Raw genomic sequence first — 16,149 nt, 5'->3', positions numbered from 1 at the left:
AATGATATACAATTTTTATAGTTAACTTTGTATTATAATATGTGGGAGGAATTTATATGGCAACTACAAAATTCGTTACTGTAGCAACTATTCAGGAGAGATTTAATCTCGTAAACTATACACCAGAGCTTAACTTAGAGGAGTCTCATGTTACAGTTGCTGATGTTAATCGACCAGGTCTACAACTTCACGGATTTTATGAGCATTTTGATCAGACAAGAATTCAAGTAATAGGAAACGTTGAAGCTGCTTACTTATCAAAAAAGACAGATGAGGAGCAGGCTGAGAGCTTTTCTAAATTATTCTCTTATCAGATTCCATGTGTTATCTTTTGCCGTGAAGAAAAGCCTGTAAAGGCTCTTTTAGATGAGGCTGTAAAGGCAAAGGTACCAGTGCTTGGCACAGATCGTGCTACTTCAGAATTTATGTCAGCCCTTATTTATTCATTAAACAAGGATTTTGCTCCATATACAACCATTCACGGCGTTTTGGTTGATGTATATGGCGAGGGACTTCTTATTACAGGCGAATCTGGTATTGGAAAATCAGAGGCAGCTCTAGAGCTTATCCGTAGAGGACATAGATTAGTATCAGATGATGTAGTAGAAATTAGAAGACCTAACAATGAAAGATTATATGGTCGTGCACCATCAATCACACAGTACTTAATTGAGCTTAGAGGTATTGGCATTATTGATGTTAAATCTCTTTATGGTGTTGAGGCTGTTAAAGATGAGCAACGAATTGATTTGGTTATTAAATTAGAGGATTGGACGAAAGAAAAAGAGTACGACCGTCTTGGAATGACAGATGAATACATGAATATTCTTGGTATTGATGTAACTTGCCATTCACTTCCAATTAGACCAGGTCGAAACCTTGCTATTATTTGTGAGACTGCAGCAGTTAACCATCGTCAGAAGAAGATGGGCTACAATGCAGCAGAAGAGCTCTATAGAAGAGTTCAAAATAATATAGATGAAAATAAATAAAGGCAATTTTTGCTTTTAAAGAAATAGGAGTGAGTTTTTAATGGAACGCAAGAACGCATGGAGTAAATATACTTCAGAAAAAGACAAGAAAAAAGTATTTAAGTTTGGCGAGGAGTATAGACAGTTTATCTCTGAGTGTAAAACCGAAAGAGAGTGTGTTGAATTCTTTATCGCTGCAGCAGAAAAGGCTGGTTATAAAAACCTTGAGGATGTAATCAAGAGTGGCAAGAAGCTTAAAGCTGGAGATAAAGTATATGCAGCAAATAAGGGTAAAGAGCTTGCTGTATTCAATATTGGAACAGAGTCATTAGAGTCTGGATTAAACATTTTGGGAGCTCATATTGATAGTCCAAGAATGGATTTAAAGCAAAATCCTGTTTATGAGGACACTGATTTAGCATTATTAGATACACACTACTATGGTGGAATCAAGAAGTATCAGTGGGTAACTATCCCACTTGCACTCCATGGAGTACTAGTTAAAAAATCTGGAGAAGTAGTTACTGTAAATGTGGGTGAAGACCCTGCAGATCCAGTTTTTGGTATTTCTGATTTGCTTATCCATTTGGCTGCTGATCAGATGGACAAAAAGGGTGCTAAAGTTGTAGAAGGTGAAGACTTAAATGTAATCATCGGAAGCATTCCAGCATTTGACAAAAAGGGCGAAAAAGAAAAAGAAGCTGTTAAGAAAAATGTATTAAAGCTTCTCAAGGATAAATATGATATTGAAGAGGAAGACTTTATTTCAGCAGAAATAGAAGTCGTTCCTGCTGGTCCAGCTAGAGACTTTGGTTTTGACCGTTCTATGATTTTGGGATATGGACATGATGATAGAGTATGTGCGTACCCTTCATTTATGGCTCTTCTTAATTGCAAGGAGACACTTACAAAGACAGCATGCGCTCTCTTAGTTGACAAAGAAGAGATTGGTTCAGTTGGTGCTACAGGAATGCAGTCTAGATTCTTTGAGAATACAGTTGCAGAGCTTTACAATTGCATGGGAGATTATTCAGAGATTAAGCTTCGTCGTGCACTTACAAATTGCAAGGTGCTTTCATCTGATGTATCTGCAGCATTAGACCCTACATATGCATCAGCTTTTGAAAAGAACAATTCTGCTTATTTAGGACGCGGACTTGTATTCAACAAGTATACAGGTGCTAGAGGAAAGAGCGGTTCTAACGATGCATCTGCTGAATATGTGGGAGAGGTTCGTGCAATCATGGACAAGGACAATGTATTTTGGCAGACAGCAGAACTTGGTAAGGTTGACCAAGGTGGCGGCGGCACAATTGCCTACATCATGGGTAACTACAATATGCAGGTTATAGACTCAGGTGTTGCAGTTCTTTCTATGCATGCTCCTTGCGAGATTATTTCAAAGGTTGACTTGTATGAAGCACTATTAGGATACGAGGCATTTATTAAATATGCATAACAATAATTATTACGGATTAGTAAATGATCTTCAGGCTCATTTTCCAAAATCGACCATTTTGGTTGATGAGCCAATGAAGAAACATACTACCTTTAAAATTGGTGGGCCAGCAGACGTTTATATTGAGCCAACCACATCCGAAACAGTTAATTTGATAAATCTACTTCGCAACCAACAAATACCTTTTATGGTAATAGGAAATGGTAGTAATTTGCTGGTTTCTGACGAAGGAATAGAAGGCGTTGTTGTTTCATTAGGAAAAAAAGCAGGTAATATTACTATTGAAGGTGATACTATTATTGCGGAGGCAGGCGCTCTTTTATCTACTGTTGCCAATAGGGCAGCTAATGCAGGCCTTACAGGCTTAGAGTTCGCATCTGGCATTCCTGGCTCTATAGGTGGTGCAGTTTATATGAACGCAGGCGCATATGGTGGAGAAATCAAGGATGTATTGGTGTCTGTTGATATACTTACACCGGATTATAAGTTTATAGAATTAAGTCCAGAAGAATTGGATTTGTCATACAGACATTCAAATCTTATGGAAAATGGTGGTATTGTACTAGGCGCCAAGATTAAACTAAACAAGGGTAATCCAGAAGAAATTAAAGAAAAAATAAATTCTATTCGTGCCCAGAGACAAGAAAAACAGCCACTTAATTTTCCAAGTGCGGGTTCTACCTTCAAACGCCCAGAGGGATATTTTGCTGGCAAACTTATAGATGATGCAGGACTTAGAGGATATACTGTAGGAAATGCACAGGTATCCGAGAAGCATTGTGGATTTGTTGTAAACAAGGGCGATGCAACAGCAGAGGAAGTTTTACAACTAATGAAGGATGTAGATGCAAAAGTTTATGAATCATTTGGCGTTCACTTAACACCAGAGGTGAGAATAGTAGGGAGGAATATCTAGTGAATCTACTTATATTGACAGGAATGTCAGGTTCAGGTAAAAATACAGCCTTTAAGATTCTTGAAGATATGGGCTACTATTGCGTGGACAATTTGCCTATACAATTGCTCAAGTCAGTAGTGGAGTTGGCAGAAAATGGCGCCTTCGACAAAAAAATTGTAGTTGGTATTGATGTGCGCGGGGGCAATGCAGTCAAACTTTTGCCGGACATATTGCAGGAACTTGATAACGATCACAGGCATTATTCTATACTATTTTTAGATGCTGAGGATGATGTCCTAATAAAAAGATACAAGGAAACTAGAAGAAATCATCCTTTATCAGGTAGAGAGAGAATCGCAGCAGGTATTGTCAAAGAGAGAGAATCTATTGGTTTTCTTAGAGACGAAGCAGATTATGTTATCGATACAACACATCTTCTCACAAGAGAGCTTAAAGAAGAATTACAAAAGATATTTGTAGATGATGTGGACTATAAGAGTCTTTTTGTTACCATTATTTCATTCGGCTTTAAATATGGAATTCCAGAGGATGCTGATTTAGTTTTTGATGTGAGATTTTTACCAAATCCATATTATGATACTGAGTTGCGTCCTTTTACAGGAAATGATCAGCCAATCAAAGACTTTGTTTTAAAGTATGATGAGGCTCAGACATTTCTAGCTAAAACCACAGATTTGATAAAGTTTTTGATTCCTAATTATATTAAGGAAGGAAAAAATCAGTTGGTTATAGCAGTAGGCTGCACTGGCGGTAAACATCGTTCTGTTTGCCTGGCAGATGAAATTTTTGAAGCGCTTAATGGCGATGAGACTTATGGACTAAAAATAGAGCATCGTGATATTGGAAAAGATGCGTTGAGAGGAAAGTAATTGTCATTTTCAAAAGAGGTTAAAGAAGAACTTATTAAGGTGATTCCTAAAAGCAGACATTGTATGGTGGCTGAACTTGCTGGAATTATCTTAACCCAAGGCATTAATGATATTAATATTAATTCTGAAGATGCTTTGGATAGAAAAGTCTTTACTTTATTAAATAAAACACTTAATATAGGAAAAGATGTCACATCTTTGTCTACGGATGTTTTTTTAGAGACTCGTGAAATGGTCAAACTGTCTGAGGACGGGACGGCTGTGGATGATATTATTTTGCAGCAACCATGCTGTAAGAGAGCGTTTATTAGAGGCTCATTTATAGCTGCAGGGTCCATTTCGGATCCTAATAAAGGGTACCATTTCGAGATAGTATGTGAGAGTATAGCTCACGCCAACCAATTGATAAAAGCTATGAATGTTTTTGATATTGGTGCAAAACAAGTCCAGCGAAATGGAAAACATGTGGTATACCTTAAAGAAGGAGCTCAAATAGTTGAGGTTCTTCGTGTTATGGAGGCTGCCCATTCCGTCATGGAACTGGAAAACATTCGAGTGGTCAAAGAAGTTCGTGGCACAATAAACCGTAAGGTTAACTGTGAAACAGCTAACATTGGCAAAACGGTAAATGCAGCAGTTAGGCAAATTGAGGATATCAAGCTTATTGATGAAAAAATGGGTTTAGATACATTGCCTGTTCAGCTTCAAGAAATAGCCCAAATCCGTCTGGATAATCCGGATACATCTCTTGGAGATTTGGGACAGTTTTTAGATCCGCCAATTGGAAAGTCTGGAGTTAATCATAGGTTTAAAAAACTGGCTTCTATCGCGAATGGGTTGCGATAAGTCAGATATAGGTTTTATTTAGTTAGTCAGGAGGACGTCATGCAAAAAGAAGTTACTATTCAGATGTCAAATTCAATGGAAGCAACACCTATAGCACATTTAGTGCAGCTTGCAAACCAGTTCACAAGCTCAATTTATTTTGAGATGGACGAGAAAAAGGTTAACGCAAAGAGCATTATGGGAATGATGAGTTTGGTATTAGCTTCAGGTTCAACAGTAGTTATTGATGCAGCTGGTGATGATGAAGAAAAAGCAGTAGCTGAGCTTTCTGATTTTCTTACAAAATAATTAATAGAGGGAATTATGTCAAAGAGATTACTATTTATAATAAATCCTCGCTCAGGAAAGGGGCAAATAAAAGCACATCTTGCTGACATCCTAGATATTATGATAAAGGCAGGCTATCAGGTATCGGTGCATATTACACAGGCTGGTGGCGATGCAACAAAACAAACAATAGAACAAGCAGAGAATTTCGATAGAATTGTTTGCTCTGGTGGAGATGGTACCTTGGACGAAGTAGTCACAGGTATGATGAGTTTGTCACCAGAGGCTAGAAAGCCAATTGGTTATATTCCAGCTGGCTCCACAAATGATTTTGGTAATTCTCTGGGCATAGATAAAAATATGATAAATGCGGCCCAGTTGAGTGTGTCTGAACACCTATTCCCTTGTGATATAGGTAGATTTAATTCGGACTCATTTGTATATGTGGCTGCATTTGGTATTTTTACAGAGGTTTCTTATGCAACATCACAGGACTTAAAAAATATTCTAGGACATGCAGCTTATATAATAGAGGGAGCAAAACAGCTTAGGGATATACCTACATTTAGAATGCAGGTAGAGTATGATGGCAATGTTGTATATGACGAATTCATATATGGTATGATTACAAATTCAAAGTCTGTTGGAGGCTTCCAAGGAATAATTCGTGGTGATATAGGATTAAATGATGGCGTACTTGAGGTTACACTCATTCGCAGACCAAAGAATCCTTTAGAATTAAACGAGATTATCGGATATATGACAGGAATTATCCCTGATTCAGATATGGTATATTCTTTTCAAACAAGTGATATAAAATTCACAAGCGCTGAGGAAGTGCCATGGACATTAGATGGAGAATACGGCGGCAGTCACAAGCTTGTTCAGATTTTGGATGAGCAGAGTGCGCTGGAAATAGCTATTGAATAGCAAATTGCGTTATGTTAAAATTTGCGTTAGGTAGGGTCATAAAGACCCAAATAACGTTTTTATGGAGGAATAATTATGTTAGTTTCTGCAAAAGAAATGCTTGATAAAGCAAAAGCAGGCCACTATGCAGTTGGTCAGTTTAACATCAACAACCTTGAGTGGACAAAGGCCATTCTTCTTACAGCTCAGGAGCTTAACTCTCCTGTAATCCTTGGTGTTTCTGAGGGTGCTGGTAAGTACATGACAGGCTTCAAGACAGTAGCTGCTATGGTTAGAGCAATGGATGAGGAGCTCGGAATTACAGTTCCTGTAGCACTTCACCTTGATCACGGCTCATACGAAGGATGCTACAAGTGCATCAAGGCTGGTTTCACATCAATCATGTTTGATGGTTCTCACTATCCATTCGAGGAGAATCTTGCAAAGTCTACAGAGCTTGTTAACGTTGCTCACGGACTTGGCCTTTCTATCGAGTGCGAAGTTGGTTCTATCGGTGGTGAGGAAGACGGCGTTGTAGGTATGGGCGAATGCGCTGATCCTAACGAGTGCAAGACAATCGCTGATCTTGGCGTTGATATGCTTGCAGCTGGTATTGGTAATATCCACGGTAAGTACCCAGAGAACTGGCAGGGACTTTCATTTGAGACTCTTGATGCTATTCAGCAGAAGACAGGTTCTATGCCACTCGTTCTTCACGGTGGTACAGGAATCCCTTCAGATATGATCAAGAAGGCTATCGAGCTTGGCGTTTCAAAGATTAACGTTAATACAGAGTGCCAGCTTTCATTTGCTGATGCTACACGTAAGTACATCGAGGCTGGTAAGGATCTTGAGGGCAAGGGATTTGACCCACGTAAGCTCTTAGCTCCTGGTACAGAGGCTATCAAGGCTACAGTTAAAGAGAAGATGGAACTCTTCGGATCTGTAGGCAAGGCTAATTAATAATGATGAAATAGCTCATACATGAGCTTTTAGAATAGACAATCGGTGAATTATGCTGATTGTCTATTTCTATATAATGTTTGAAAGGATAACAAATAATGGAAGAATATTTTAATGTGGCAGATATCTTTGGTGAGAATGTATTCAATGATTCTGTTATGCAAGAACGACTCCCAAAGAAGACCTATCAGAAGCTTAAGCAGACTATTTCTGAGGGTAAAGAGCTAGATTTAGAGACCGCAGATGTTATTGCCCACGAGATGAAGGAATGGGCTATCGAAAAGGGCGCAACTCACTATACACATTGGTTCCAACCTCTAACTGGTATCACAGCAGAAAAGCATGATTCATTTATTTCTGCTCCACTTCCAAGCGGAAAAGTATTAATGAGTTTTTCTGGAAAGGAATTAATAAAGGGTGAGCCTGATGCATCTTCATTTCCTTCGGGTGGACTCCGTGCCACATTTGAGGCTAGAGGATATACTGCTTGGGATCCAACATCACCTGCTTTTGTTAGACAGGATGCTGCAGGCGCTACGCTTTGCATTCCAACAGCATTTTGTTCTTATACAGGCGAAGCATTAGACCAAAAGACACCTCTTCTTCGTTCAATGGAGGTTGTTTCAGAACAGGCAATTAGATTACTTAGATTATTTGGTAATACAACTTCAAAACGTGTTATCCCTTCTGTAGGAGCTGAGCAAGAATACTTTTTGATTGATCGTGAAATGTATCTTGCCAGAAAGGATTTGATGTACACTGGACGTACTTTATTTGGCGCTATGCCACCAAAGGGTCAAGAGATGGATGACCATTACTTTGGAACGATTCCAGAGCGTATAGAGGCATATATGCGCGATGTAAATATTGAGCTTTGGAAACTAGGAGTGTCATCAAAAACACAGCATAACGAGGTAGCTCCTGCCCAGCATGAGCTTGCTCCTATTTACGCACAGTGCAATGTGGCTGTGGATCATAATCAAATTATTATGGAGACATTACGTAAAGTAGCTAATCGTCATGGACTTCAATGCTTATTACATGAAAAGCCTTTTGAGGGTGTAAATGGTTCTGGAAAGCATGACAATTGGTCCCTTGTTACTGATGATGGAATTAATCTTTTTGAACCAGGTAAATCTCCACATGAGAATATTCAATTCTTATTGATTCTTTGCCTTGTTCTCAAAGCTGTAGATACTCATGCAGATCTTTTACGTGAATCTGCATCAGATGTTGGAAATGATCACAGATTAGGCGGAAATGAAGCACCTCCAGCTATTATTTCTGTTTACTTAGGAGAGCAGCTTGAAGATGTTTTGACTCAGTTGATTTCTACAGGTACAGCTACAAAATCTAAGAAGGGTGAAAAGCTTGCTACAGGTGTAAAAACTCTTCCAGATTTCAGAAAAGATGCTACTGATAGAAACCGTACATCACCATTCGCATTTACAGGAAATAAATTTGAGTTCAGAATGCCTGGCTCTCAGGACTCAGTTGGTGAACCAAATGTAGTTCTTAATACAATTATGGCAGAAGCGCTTTGCGAGGCTTGTGATGAGCTTGAAAAAGCAAAGGACTTTGATAGTGCAGTTCACGATATGATTAAGAAGCTCGCTACTGAACACCAGCGTATTGTTTTCAGTGGTAACGGCTATGGCGAAGAGTGGGTAAAGGAAGCTAAAAAGAGAGGACTTCCAAGCATTAATTCTCTTGTTGAAGCAATTCCTGCACTTACTACAGATGCAACTGTTTCCATGTTTGAAAAGTTTGGTGTATTCTCAAAGGTAGAGCTTGAGTCACGTGCAGAAATTGAGTATGAACAGTACATTAAATCAATTAATATCGAAGCTCGTACTATGATTGATATGGCTTCTAAACAGATTATTCCAGCTGTAATTAGCTATGCGACAGAATTAGGATTATCAATTGGCACAATCGCTGATGCTTGTCCTGAAGCAGATGTAAGCACACAGAAGGAGCTTTTAATCAAGCTTTCAAATCTTCTTCGTGAATCAAAAGATGCTCTTGTTACTCTTAGAGAGACAAACGAGAAGGCATACACAATGAAGGCAACAAGCTGCAAGAAGGCAAACTACTATCATGATGAGGTAGTAAAGGCAATGGAAAATCTTCGTCGTCCAGTTGATGCCCTAGAAATGATTGTAGACAAGGAATCTTGGCCAATGCCAAGCTATGGAGACATGATTTTCGAAGTGTAGTTCCTGATATAGCGAATAATATAATAGTATAAAATAAAAAGAACCAATTTGTAGGCATCAAGCTCTTAGGTTACTTCCACGAGACATGTTAGTCGAGTGGAGTAACACTAAGGCTTGTAGCCGTAACAAATTGGTTCTTTTTTGTAAATATATAATTTATTCGCTATTACCAGGAACTACCTCGATTGTTCCCTCGCTGCCTCCGCTGTCGGTAACAGTGCTAGTGCCACCACCAACAGAGCCAGAGTTAGGTAGCTGGTAACCACCGTGGATAGGACAATATTGTCCGAATGTGGCTGCATCGACACCATAAGCTTCATCATCTGAGCCTGCAGCAGCACCTATTATAAATACTCCTGTGTAATAAGGACATTCAGAATTTGCAAACATGTGAGTGGCGGTACAAACACTACCTAAATAGTGGTGATCACAATATTCTGTTGGCTCTGTACCTTCCTCAAAGTATTCTGTATAAACCATTGAACCACGAGGGTCGCAATCACAAACGCCTGCAATGGCAAGCTTTCCAGATTTCTTACAAACTTGAGCAGTAACAATTCCACTCGGCTTGGTAAAGTCTTTATAGGCCAAATTCTCGTGAATTCGGCTCATTACGGCCTTCCAAATAACTTTAGAGTAAGTTGTATAGCTTTGAGGTGTATTGTCGTCAAATCCACCCCAAATAACGGCTGTGTAGTAAGGTGTAAATCCTGCAAATACAGTATCCTTATTTTTGGTTGTTGTTCCTGATTTACCAGCAACTGCCATTCCCTCAAAGTTGGCAACCTTACCTGTACCAGCAGTCATAACATCCTGCATAGCGCTTGTTAAAAGCCAAGCAGTTGTTTCTTTTAAAACTCTTTTTGGACTATTTTCTCTATTATCAAGAATTATATTACCCTGATGATCTACAACTGTTGTGTAGAAAACTGGTTCATTATATTCACCGCCATTGGCAATTGTTGCATATGCGGTTGTAAGATCAAGGTTTGTTACACCGTCTGTAATACCACCAAGGGCTAATGCTGCGTTGTTATCAGTATCAGTTAAGGTAGTAATTCCAAGGTCCTGAGCGTATTGATAACCAAGGCTTGTTCCAATATCCTGCATAACTTCAACAGTTACGACGTTAATGGAATTGGTGATAGCTGTACGAATGTTTGTCCAGCCTAAATACGCTTTATTATAGTTTGAAAGCTTTGTTCCATCTGCGTATGTGGTAGGCATATCGTTTTCTACAGATGCTAATGTCATTCCACCAGCATCAAGAGCTGCGGCATAACAAGCGATAACCTTGAATGTAGAGCCAGGCTGACGAGTAATGCCTGTTGCACGATTAAGTGTTTTTGCGGCTGTTTTATCACCGCGACCACCTACCATAGCAACTACCTGTCCAGTTGATTGATCAATAACGGTCATTGCGGCCTGAGGCTGTAATGTATATGTAACACTTTCACCTTCAACCTTGTCGCCGTCTTCTAATACGATTTCCTTATAAGCTTCAATTGCAGCAGCGGCATCTTCTTCCGAATCAAATTCAAGATTGTAGTCTTTGTTGCTAGCTTGGTAATAAGAAAGCATTGTAATGTCAGAATAGTTAGCCGTTGAACCATCTGCTTTTGTTATGGTAAGTCGATAAGAGAAGGAAACCTTTTCTAAGCCATTGTAATTGTCAGTGTTGTTAATTTCTTCCTCGACGATTTGCTGAATTGATGTATCCTGTGTTGAATAAATTGACAAACCACCTGAGTAAAGCAATGTATAGGCTTCTGTCTCAGAGTAACCAAGCTTTGACTGTAAATCGGCAACGACTTCATCTGTAAGTGCATCAACAAAATAAGAGGTTGATGAGTTGGCGATTTCTGTATTTAATACTTGGATTCTGTCATAAACATCATCGGCAAGTGCTTCCTCATACTCACTTTGATTGATATAACCTTGATCAAGCATATTGCCAAGGACCTTTTTCCTACGCTTTGCGTTTTCGTCTGGGTGAGTAATAGGATTGTATTTAGTTGGGTTCTGAGTGATACCTGCAATAACTGCACATTCAGAAAGCGTTAGGTCACCGACTGATTTATTAAAATATCTTTCGGCTGCAGCCTCTACACCAAGTGTGTTCTGGCCTAAGTTAATACTATTTAAATAATTCTCAAGTATTGTATCTTTGCTAACTATTTTTTCAAGTTGAACTGCAAGGTACTGTTCTTGAATTTTTCGGTTGATACTATCGAGCTTTGTACGCTCAGATGTCCATGTGGTGAAATAGTTGTTTTTTAATAGCTGCTGTGTCAGTGTACTAGCACCTTGTGAAAAGTGAAAACCATTTAGGACACCATCAACAGCTGCTCTAACTATACCCTGTGGATCGATACCGTTGTGCTCGTAAAAACGGGCATCCTCAATTGCAACAAAAGCATGCTGTAAATCTAAAGGAATATCTTCTAATGTAACGTAAGTTCTATTTGAGCCTGTAGAAGCAAGTGTTTCAATTTCATTCCCGTCTGAATCATATACAGTGCTCAGATATCCTGTAGGGGAAATATCTATAGTAGATACATCGGGAAGTTGGTCGATAAGATTTTTAGCATAGAGGTAAGCAAATATACCAGTGGCTACAATAACAGAGACGATACAAATTAGCGACATTCGGATAATCGCAAGGCCGGCACTTCTACGCCTCTTCTTGCCTCGTCCTGCAAGCCTAGCGGATTGCTTAGCTGCATTTTCTTTTCCGTAATTCATAATAACCTCCAATTTAGACTTCATTATAGCAAAAACAGAGTAAAAATGTTACTATTCACTGTGAAAAACACAATTGTAATTAGTGACAATTAATAATTGAAATTAAGGAAAAAGTATGGATATAAAAGAATATAAAATTGTCTATCAGGGTGGAACGGGAGAAATCGAAGAGAAGAAGTCTAGATTTATTGCTCATGTTGCACCAGTGACAACTGAAGAAGAAGCAGTAGCGTTTATTAATGGAAAGAAAAAAGAGTTTTGGGATGCTAGACATAATTGCTCTGCATTTGTTATAGGTGAAAATAATGAGATTACCCGCTGCAATGATGATGGGGAGCCAGCTCAAACTGCTGGTAGACCTATGCTGGATGTTTTATTAAAAGAAAATATCCATAATTGTGTCGTGGTGGTAACAAGATATTTTGGCGGAGTACTATTGGGGACAGGTGGATTAGTACGTGCTTATCAAAAAGCAGTACAAGAAGGATTAAAGGAATCAAAAATACTTGCTCCTAAAACAGGAAGGTGTTGTACTGTATCCACAGATTATAATGGCTATGGAAAAATAGAATATGTTCTCAGAGAAAATAATTTTCCAATTTTGAATACAGATTTTGGGGTAAATGTCATTATTTCATCGGTTATTCCATCAGAAAGTATAGAAATTTTTGAAAAAAATATCGCAGACAAAACTGCCGGAAATGCCGTAATTACGTGGGATGACGAGATTAAATACGACATTTTAGAAGGCCAACTTTTAAAATTTTAAAAAAAGTTGAAAAAAGTACTTGCTATTCTAAAATCTATGCTTTATAATAGCATTCGTTGACGCGGGAAAGCAACAAAGCAAAGAGCTCAACGTATTGGCCCATCGCCAAATGGTAAGGCAACGGACTCTGACTCCGTCATTTCAAGGTTCGAATCCTTGTGGGCCAGCTAAGGACCTAAGCATAGCGCTTAGGTCTTTTTTTTTACAAAAACAGATTTGCTTTAAGGAGAAGTCATGTATCAGTATAGTGATCGAGTTAGTTATAGTGAGGTGGATTCAAATCTTAATCTTACATACTATGCACTTGTAAATTATATGCAGGATTGTAGCTGTTTCCATTCTGATGATGTAGGAGTTGGTGTTCATTATTTAGCACCACGTAGTAGAGGATGGTTTGTTACTACTTACGAAATTCACATTAACAGACTTCCTAAATACATGGAGCGTATCAAAATAACAACATACCCTTATCAGGTGAGAGGGATGATGGCAAGACGTGTGTACACCATTTGTTCCGAAGAAGATGAGGTACTTGTATATGCAGATTCTCTTTGGGTATTGATGGATTTAGAACATCTTAGACCAGCTAGAATTGATGACAAAATGATAGCGGCCTATCCTTTGGATCCTGATATGCCAAAGTTTGATTTTGAGAGAAGCAAGCTTCAATATAAAGCAGAAGGTGAAAAAGTAGGCAGATTTGTTGTTAATGAAAATCACATAGATACTAATGGGCACATGAATAATTCATTCTATATAGATGTGACTAGAAGGTATTTACCAAAAGAAAATTTTTTTCAAATTACGGTTAATTATAAAAAGGCAGCATTGCTATTTGATGAATTAGATGTATATTTGGTAGAATTAGAAACAGGTTATCAAGTTGTTCTTAAAAAGGACGACGAAGTTTATACGATTGTGGAGTACAAATAATGAAATTAGGCGAGATTCAAAAGCTTAAAATAGAAAAGAAGGTAGAGTTCGGAGTATATCTTTCAGATGGAAATGAGAGAGTATTACTTCCTAAGAAACAGGTACCAGAAGAATATCATATTGGTGATGAGATATCAGTCTTTTTATATAAGGACTCAAAGGACAGAATGATTGCCACTACCAATACACCAAAGCTTACATTGGGACAGTTTGGCGTGCTGACTGTAAGCCAGGTTAACAAAGTTGGAGCATTCCTTGATTGGGGACTTGAAAAGGATTTATTCTTACCATTTAAGGAAATGACTCGTCAGCCATCAGAGGGTGATGAGATTATTGTTAGAGTATATATTGATAAAAGTCAGCGTCTTTGTGCTAGTATGAAGGGCATATATGATTTGCTTTCAAAGAAGCCGCCATATCAGGTTGGAGATGAAGTTGAAGCGAGAATATATGAATTCGGACATGACTTTGGCACATTTGTTGCATTAGAAGATAAATATTCTGCTATGATTCCTAGACACGAGGATGTTTCGAAGTTTAGAATAGGTGATATCCTAATGGTTCGTGTCACAGGTATAAAAGAAGATGGAAAATGTGACGTTACAATTCGTGACAAAGCTTACGTCCAAATGGACGAGGATGCTCAGGCACTTCTTGAATTGATAGATAGTTATGCGGGAGTTCTACCATTCACAGAGAAGGCTTCACCTGAGGTTATTAAAAGGGAGACAGGACTTTCAAAGGCCGCTTTCAAGCGTGCAGTTGGACGTCTTTATAAAGAACGTAAAATCTCTTTAGAGAATGGTAAAATTCGAAGAATTGATTTGTAGTTCACAATATTAGGGATTTAACAAGGAGGACAATGTAATGAAAAATGTAATTGCAACAGACAAGGCACCAGCAGCTATTGGACCTTACTCACAGGCTATCGAAGTTAATGGTATGGTATATACATCAGGTATTATTCCTGTTGATCCTGCTACTGGTGAGATTCCTCAAGGAGCAGCAGCTCAGGCTGACAGAGTATTCAAGAGCATGTCTGCACTTTTGGATGCAGCAGGCACATCTATGAAGAATGTTGTTAAGACAACAGTATTCATCAAAAATATGGATGATTTTGCAGCGATTAATGAAGTGTATGCAAAATATTTTCCTGAGCCATTTCCTGCTCGTTCATGTATAGAAGTGGCTAGAATCCCAAAGGATGTATTATTAGAAGCAGAAGCTATTGCTACAAAATAATTACAGCGGAGATTTGTTATGATTTATGATGTAATCGTAATTGGCGCAGGTCCAGCAGGTTTAGCAGCCGGAATATATGGCAAGAGAGCAGGACTTGATATTCTGATTTTAGATACTAGTTCAATCAGCGGCGGACAAATTCTTAATACATATGAAATAGACAACTATCCTGGAATGCCTGGCATTTCTGGAACAGAGCTAGCCCAGGCAATGCGTGACCATTGTGAAAAGCTTGGAGTTGAATTTGCTAGAGGACGAGTTACTTCAATCAATGAGGTTGATGGGAATAAAGAGCTTGTCACTAAAAAAGGTAATTTCTACAGCAAAACTGTCATCATAGCAACAGGAGCATCAAATACAAAGCTTGGTTGCCCTGGTGAAGAAGAATTTTCAGGTGTTGGCGTTTCATATTGTGCTACATGTGATGGCGCTTTCTTTAAAGATAAAGAAGTTGCAGTTGTAGGTGGCGGAGACGTAGCACTAGAGGATGCTATTTATTTGGCTAGATTTTGCAAGAAAGTCTATCTTATTCATAGAAGAGATGAATTTAGGGGTGCAGCGCTTCTACAGGAACAAGTCAAAGCCTCTGACAAAATTGAAATAATCTATGATACAACTGTGGACTCTATTAATGGTTCTGATGCAGTTGAATATCTTCTTATAAAAAATAAGAATACAAATGAACAAACTGAACTAAAGGTTCAAGGCGTGTTTATTGCAGTTGGTTCAACACCAAATACTTCTTCTATACAGGGATTGCCAGAAACTGACGAGAGAGGATATTTAGTTGCAGATGAAACATGTGTTACGTCAAAACCTGGAATCTATGCCGCAGGAGATGTTAGAGCCAAACAGTTAAAACAGGTCATTACTGCTACTGCAGATGGCGCAAATGCAATTACATCAATCGAGAGGTATTTGCAGCAAAAATAGTTTACTAAATTATTACAAATTTCCACATGAGGATTAGCCCATAAATACAATGTAAAGTCAAGGGGTTGACATCATTAGCATTAGATTATATAATGTCAACAGTTG

Annotated in this window: 15 protein-coding genes and 1 tRNA gene; 15 read left to right on the top strand and 1 reads right to left on the bottom strand. The window is 38.5% G+C overall.

Annotated elements, in window-relative coordinates:
* The first annotated feature begins 56 nt into the window (after positions 1–56).
* The 9 genes from hprK to E7276_RS10765 all read left to right on the top strand — a co-directional run bounded on the left by hprK (position 57) and on the right by E7276_RS10765 (position 9,422).
* Complete coding sequence (gene hprK / locus E7276_RS10805; RefSeq protein WP_294217394.1) at positions 57–992, top strand: HPr(Ser) kinase/phosphatase; 936 nt, start codon at positions 57–59, stop codon at positions 990–992.
* Between the two features lie 40 nt (positions 993–1,032).
* A complete protein-coding gene (locus tag E7276_RS10800) occupies positions 1,033–2,430 on the top strand; it encodes an aminopeptidase (protein ID WP_294217391.1) in 1,398 nt (465 codons plus the stop codon).
* Positions 2,423–3,346, top strand: a complete 924-nt coding sequence (murB, locus tag E7276_RS10795; protein ID WP_294217390.1) for a UDP-N-acetylmuramate dehydrogenase — start codon at positions 2,423–2,425, stop codon at positions 3,344–3,346. The genes E7276_RS10800 and murB overlap by 8 nt, the downstream gene beginning before the upstream one ends.
* Complete coding sequence (gene rapZ / locus E7276_RS10790) at positions 3,346–4,218, top strand: RNase adapter RapZ (RefSeq protein WP_294217387.1); 873 nt, start codon at positions 3,346–3,348, stop codon at positions 4,216–4,218. Before murB ends, rapZ begins: the two co-directional genes overlap by 1 nt.
* Entirely contained in the window at positions 4,219–5,064 is an 846-nt protein-coding gene (whiA, locus tag E7276_RS10785; protein ID WP_294217383.1) for a DNA-binding protein WhiA, read from the top strand.
* A gap of 39 nt (positions 5,065–5,103) precedes the next feature.
* A complete protein-coding gene (locus E7276_RS10780) occupies positions 5,104–5,352 on the top strand; it encodes an HPr family phosphocarrier protein (RefSeq protein ID WP_294217380.1) in 249 nt (82 codons plus the stop codon).
* A 15-nt stretch (positions 5,353–5,367) separates the two neighbouring features.
* On the top strand, positions 5,368–6,261 hold the full coding sequence (locus E7276_RS10775) for a diacylglycerol/lipid kinase family protein (RefSeq protein ID WP_294217377.1): 894 nt from the start codon (positions 5,368–5,370) through the stop codon (positions 6,259–6,261).
* A gap of 75 nt (positions 6,262–6,336) precedes the next feature.
* A complete protein-coding gene (fba, locus tag E7276_RS10770) occupies positions 6,337–7,203 on the top strand; it encodes a class II fructose-1,6-bisphosphate aldolase (RefSeq protein WP_294217375.1) in 867 nt (288 codons plus the stop codon).
* Between the two features lie 98 nt (positions 7,204–7,301).
* Positions 7,302–9,422, top strand: coding sequence for a glutamine synthetase III family protein (locus E7276_RS10765; RefSeq protein WP_294217372.1), 2,121 nt, complete (start codon positions 7,302–7,304; stop codon positions 9,420–9,422).
* 156 nt (positions 9,423–9,578) lie between these two features.
* Here the strand turns inward: E7276_RS10765 and E7276_RS10760 are convergent, their stop codons facing one another.
* Positions 9,579–12,167 carry a transglycosylase domain-containing protein gene (locus E7276_RS10760; protein ID WP_294217371.1) on the bottom strand — a complete coding sequence of 863 codons (2,589 nt, stop codon included), beginning with the start codon at positions 12,165–12,167 and terminating at the stop codon, positions 9,579–9,581.
* 115 nt (positions 12,168–12,282) lie between these two features.
* Here E7276_RS10760 and E7276_RS10755 point away from each other — a divergent pair, with 115 nt between their 5' ends.
* From E7276_RS10755 to trxB, 6 genes are all read left to right on the top strand, one after another.
* Entirely contained in the window at positions 12,283–12,936 is a 654-nt protein-coding gene (locus tag E7276_RS10755) for a YigZ family protein (RefSeq protein ID WP_294217367.1), read from the top strand.
* A gap of 95 nt (positions 12,937–13,031) precedes the next feature.
* A tRNA-Gln gene (locus E7276_RS10750) sits at positions 13,032–13,103 on the top strand.
* A gap of 67 nt (positions 13,104–13,170) precedes the next feature.
* Positions 13,171–13,869: an acyl-[acyl-carrier-protein] thioesterase gene (locus tag E7276_RS10745; protein ID WP_294217365.1), complete on the top strand. Its 699-nt coding sequence runs from the start codon at positions 13,171–13,173 to the stop codon at positions 13,867–13,869.
* The gene (locus E7276_RS10740) at positions 13,869–14,699 is read left to right on the top strand and encodes a CvfB family protein (protein WP_294217364.1); all 831 of its coding nucleotides are present in this window, start codon (positions 13,869–13,871) and stop codon (positions 14,697–14,699) included. Before E7276_RS10745 ends, E7276_RS10740 begins: the two co-directional genes overlap by 1 nt.
* 37 nt (positions 14,700–14,736) lie before the next feature.
* Positions 14,737–15,111, top strand: a complete 375-nt coding sequence (locus E7276_RS10735) for a RidA family protein (RefSeq protein WP_294217361.1) — start codon at positions 14,737–14,739, stop codon at positions 15,109–15,111.
* 18 nt (positions 15,112–15,129) lie between these two features.
* Positions 15,130–16,044 carry a thioredoxin-disulfide reductase gene (trxB, locus tag E7276_RS10730; protein ID WP_294217358.1) on the top strand — a complete coding sequence of 305 codons (915 nt, stop codon included), beginning with the start codon at positions 15,130–15,132 and terminating at the stop codon, positions 16,042–16,044.
* The last annotated feature ends 105 nt before the right edge of the window (positions 16,045–16,149 follow it).

This window comes from Pseudobutyrivibrio sp., from assembly GCF_015057185.1.
Taxonomy (GTDB): Bacteria; Bacillota; Clostridia; order Lachnospirales; family Lachnospiraceae; genus Pseudobutyrivibrio.
Note: the sequence above shows the minus strand (reverse complement) of the source record. Positions and strands in the feature narration are given on the sequence as shown.